Source organism: Trichloromonas sp., assembly GCF_041583255.1.
Classification (GTDB): Bacteria; Desulfobacterota; Desulfuromonadia; order Desulfuromonadales; family Trichloromonadaceae; genus Trichloromonas.
Genome location: NZ_JBFHGD010000280.1, coordinates 1 through 3619 on the forward strand (window position 1 = coordinate 1; position 3619 = coordinate 3619).

Annotated in this window: 7 protein-coding genes; 2 read left to right on the plus strand and 5 right to left on the minus strand. The window is 59.0% G+C overall.

All coding sequences use genetic code 11. From position 1 onward, the window contains the following. The first annotated feature begins 66 nt into the window (after positions 1-66). The gene (locus tag ABYV89_RS15540) at positions 67-924 is read left to right on the plus strand and encodes a TIGR02757 family protein (protein WP_432823846.1); all 858 of its coding nucleotides are present in this window, start codon (positions 67-69) and stop codon (positions 922-924) included. A 75-nt stretch (positions 925-999) separates the two neighbouring features. On the opposite strand, the gene ABYV89_RS15545 is transcribed toward ABYV89_RS15540, so the two are convergent. After that, the gene (locus ABYV89_RS15545; RefSeq protein WP_432823847.1) at positions 1000-1269 is read right to left on the minus strand and encodes a hypothetical protein; all 270 of its coding nucleotides are present in this window, start codon (positions 1267-1269) and stop codon (positions 1000-1002) included. 40 nt (positions 1270-1309) lie between these two features. Here ABYV89_RS15545 and ABYV89_RS15550 point away from each other — a divergent pair, with 40 nt between their 5' ends. Further along, entirely contained in the window at positions 1310-1525 is a 216-nt protein-coding gene (locus ABYV89_RS15550) for a DUF4177 domain-containing protein (protein ID WP_432823848.1), read from the plus strand. Here the strand turns inward: ABYV89_RS15550 and ABYV89_RS15555 are convergent. The 4 genes from ABYV89_RS15555 to ABYV89_RS15570 all read right to left on the minus strand — a co-directional run. Beyond that, on the minus strand, positions 1495-1677 hold the full coding sequence (locus ABYV89_RS15555; RefSeq protein WP_432823849.1) for a hypothetical protein: 183 nt from the start codon (positions 1675-1677) through the stop codon (positions 1495-1497). The genes ABYV89_RS15550 and ABYV89_RS15555 overlap by 31 nt on opposite strands. Positions 1678-1758: 81 nt before the next feature. Beyond that, positions 1759-2724, minus strand: a complete 966-nt coding sequence (trpS, locus tag ABYV89_RS15560) for a tryptophan--tRNA ligase (protein WP_432823850.1) — start codon at positions 2722-2724, stop codon at positions 1759-1761. A 393-nt stretch (positions 2725-3117) separates the two neighbouring features. Next, positions 3118-3354: a hypothetical protein gene (locus ABYV89_RS15565; RefSeq protein ID WP_432823851.1), complete on the minus strand. Its 237-nt coding sequence runs from the start codon at positions 3352-3354 to the stop codon at positions 3118-3120. 36 nt (positions 3355-3390) lie between these two features. Further along, the coding region (locus ABYV89_RS15570; protein WP_432823852.1) for a S16 family serine protease at positions 3391-3619 on the minus strand (229 nt) is incomplete at its 5' end.

Below are 3619 nucleotides of genomic sequence, written 5' to 3' on the forward strand. Positions count from 1 at the left end.
ATGTATACGTTTTGGCGCATTGTTTTTTGTCTTTTGCGGGATGCTCTGCTGTGATAGCTTCGCCCCATGAACCTGAACCATCTCCTCCTGCAGATTCCTGACAGCCGGCGCCAGGCGTTTCTTGCCAACGACCCACTTTCTCTGCCCCGGCGTTATTCGAGCCGAGAAGATCGCGAAGTTGCTGCTTTTTTCAGTGCATCCCTGGCCTACGGCCGGGCCGCCATGATCCGCCGCAATCTCGACAATCTGTTCGCCAGGATGCCCGAGGGGCCGGCGGCTTTTGTCCGCAACTTTCAGCCGGCACGGGATGGTGAACGACTTTTTGGATTCAAACACCGGTTCAACGATGCCGAGGATATGGTCGCCCTGTGCTGGATCCTGCGATATATGCTTGACGATGCGGGGAGCCTCGAAGGGTTTTTTCTGCGGGGGGATAACGGCCAGGGGGATGTCGGCCCGGCGTTGAGTTCTTTTGTGCTACGGGCGCTGGCCTGCGACATGTCGCCGGTCTTCGGGCAGCGCGAGCTGCCAAGGGAGGCCGGGGTCCGTTATTTCTTTTCCAGTCCGGCCACCGGCAGCGCCTGCAAACGGCTCTGCATGTTTCTGCGCTGGGTCTGCCGGCCCGATGACGGTATCGACCTCGGCCTCTGGGCGGGGGTTGCTCCGGCCCGCCTGGTGTTGCCCCTCGATACCCACACGGCGCGGATTTCACGCCTGCTCGGATTGACCCATCGAAACACGGCGAACTGGAAAATGGCCCTGGAGATCACCGACCGCCTGCGGCAGTTCGATCCGCTCGACCCGGTCCGCTTCGATTTCGTGCTGTCGCATCTGGGAATCAGTGAAGGCTGCAGCGGCAAGAAGGGACAGGTCTGTCTTGCCTGCCCGGTGGCGGGGCACTGCGTGATAGCTCAGGGGCGGTGATTGGTGAATAGTTATTGGTGATTGCTTGAAGGCAACACCTGATCACAAATCACCAGTCACCAATCACTGCCTTTATCAGATGGGAATCCGCAGTTTCTTGCAGTGGGCGCGGATGACGATTTCGGCCTGGTTGAGGCGGGAGAGGCGGGTGTTCTTCTGCTTGATCGCCAGTGCGTCGTCCTGGGGAACCTGCTCCTGGCGGATGTCCCTGGCAACGATGCCCAGGTTGACGACGATGGTTTTCAGGTCGGCGGGGGTATACTGGCGCATCATCGGCGGGGTGATGCTGAAGTAGCCGCCGGCGATATCCTGGGCCAGTTTTTTCGGGTTGCCTGAGAGGGCCATGGTTGGTGCTCCGGTAAAGTTTCAGGAAAGGTGGAGGTGAATGGCAACGCTTGAATACAAGGTGGTCGAAGAGTCGGTGGTGACCGACGAAAGCCTGGAAAAGATTCTCAACGAGTGGGTCTCCCGCGGTTGGCAGTATGACGGGGTGCAGTTCGCCATGCGCGACGGCAGCAAGCGTCCCGCCATGGCCTTCGTCTTCTTTACCCGCCGCAAGGACGACGGACCTCAGTCATCCCAGTTCTCGACATCCTCATAGCGCACGGTTTTGCGTGGGTCCGAAGACGGGGTGGCGCCGCAGCGCCGGCATGCCGGTTCTCCCCCTTCATCTTCATCGGGCGGTGTCGACTGATATTCGAGTTCCAGCGGCTTGCCGCTGCAGCTGCAGTACCATTTGCGATAGACGGTCATGGGTCCTCCCTGGCTGAAAGATGATCCCTCTCCCCTTCAGTATGCCAGAGCCCGCCCCGGTCACAAGGCGTCCCCGCGAATTCAGTAGGCCAGCCCGGTTTTCTTGCGCACCTTGCGCAATGTTTTGCTGGCGCTGTAACGGGCCTTTTGCGCCCCTTGGGCGAGAATGGCGCGCAGGCCGTCGGGGTTGGCCAGCAGTTCATTGCGTCGTTCGGTGAAGGGGGCGAAGAAATCCCGCACCGTTTCGAACAGTTCCTGCTTGACCTCGCCGTAGCCCAGTCCCCCCGCTTCGTAGCGCCGCCGCAGTTCGGCTTCCTGTGTCTTGTTCATGAACAGCCGGTAGATCTGGAAGACATTGCACTTGTCGGGATTCTTCGGGTCTTCCACCGGGGTCGGGTCGGTGACGATGCGCATCACCTGCTTGCGCAGGGTCTTCTCGTCGACGAACAGGTCGATGGTGTTGCCGTAGCTCTTGCTCATCTTCTGGCCGTCGAGGCCGGGGATCGTGGCCACATTATCATCGATATCCGGTTCGGGCAGGGTGAAGATGTCGCCGTACTCGTTGTTGACCTTGATGGCGATGTCGCGGGTCACTTCGACGTGCTGCTTCTGGTCCTTGCCGACCGGCACCTTTTCGCTCTGAAAGAGCAGGATGTCCGCCGCCATCAGCACCGGGTAGGCGAACAGGCCGTGATTGGCGGCGATGCCGCGGGCGGTCTTGTCCTTGTAGCTGTGGCAGCGCTCGAGCAGTCCCATCGGCGTGAAGTTGGAGAGCACCCAGGTCAATTCCTGTACTTCGGGCACATCCGACTGCACCCAGAAGGTGCTCTTTTCCGGGTCCATCCCCAGGGCCAGAAAGTTGGCCGCCGCTTCCAGGGTTCCCTTGGCCAGGGCCTTGCCGTCGGAGACCGAGGACATGGCGTGGTAGTTGGCGATGAAGCAGAAGAGCTCGCCGCCCTCCTGGTATTCGATCATCTTCTTCATCATGCCGAAGTAGTTGCCCAGGTGCAGGGAGCCCGAAGGCTGGATGCCGGATAGGATGCGCATGTCGGTACCTCTGGAAAAGCCGTGATTGGTTATTGGTGATTAGTGAAAAGCTTAAAAGCGGTCTCGCGCCCGTTCGCTTCGCTCTCTCGAGAGCGCAGAGGTCGCAGAGAGAAAGAAAAATAATTTGGTTTTTGTCCTTTCTCTGTGTTCTCTGCGCGCTCTAGCGACCGCTGCTTTGAAAAAACAAAGCCGCGGTTTTCAGGCCGCGGCTTTTGTCGTTCTGTCGACCGCGGCCCTGTTCGGTGCGCGGCATGACCTATTGTTTCGATGCGCGGACCGGCTCAATAAGAGGTCCAGCGCCACCAATGACGATTCGTATGCAGGATGTCTTTAAATAGGCTGTTCATAGCGGGATAAACTAGCAACTTCGCTCCGATTCGTCAATGGCGAAAATCAGATGTTGGTCTTGGGCCCGGCGCCGTTGCCCATCATGGTGGCGAACTGGAGCAATTGCTGCAGGTCCATGCCGCTTTCCTTGAGGATGCCGAGAAAGACGGGGAACAGCTGCATCAGAAAGCCGGGATCCTTAATGACATCTTTGGCCAGCGGCGAGAGGGTTTCGAGCATGAACGCCTTTTTCTGCTCGGGGTCGAGGGCGAGCACGGCGGCTTTGAGTTCTTCGACGGTCATTTAATACTCCAGTGATTTGTGATGTGTTGTTGGTGATCAGTTCTTTCTTCGGTCGCCCAGGGCGGCGCGGAAGACGTCATTGTAATCGCTGGCGAAGTGAACCTCAAGGCCTTCCTTCAGGTAATCAGGGAGTTCTTCGAAATCCTTGCGGTTGCCTTCGGGGAAGATCAACATCTTGAGCCCGGCGCGGCGGGCGGCGATGGTCTTTTCCTTGACCCCGCCGATGGGGAGCACCCGGCCGGTGAGAGTCAGTTCGCCGGTCATG

What these genes read in the sequence shown, in the direction of transcription:
- ABYV89_RS15550 (WP_432823848.1), top strand. Translation starts at nt 1,310, where the DNA reads ATGGCAACGCTTGAATACAAGGTGGTCGAAGAGTCGGTGGTGACCGAC.
- ABYV89_RS15540 (WP_432823846.1), top strand. Translation starts at nt 67, where the DNA reads ATGAACCTGAACCATCTCCTCCTGCAGATTCCTGACAGCCGGCGCCAG.
- trpS (WP_432823850.1), bottom strand. Translation starts at nt 2,724, where the DNA reads ATGCGCATCCTATCCGGCATCCAGCCTTCGGGCTCCCTGCACCTGGGC.
- ABYV89_RS15545 (WP_432823847.1), bottom strand. Translation starts at nt 1,269, where the DNA reads ATGGCCCTCTCAGGCAACCCGAAAAAACTGGCCCAGGATATCGCCGGC.
- ABYV89_RS15565 (WP_432823851.1), bottom strand. Translation starts at nt 3,354, where the DNA reads ATGACCGTCGAAGAACTCAAAGCCGCCGTGCTCGCCCTCGACCCCGAG.
- ABYV89_RS15555 (WP_432823849.1), bottom strand. Translation starts at nt 1,677, where the DNA reads ATGACCGTCTATCGCAAATGGTACTGCAGCTGCAGCGGCAAGCCGCTG.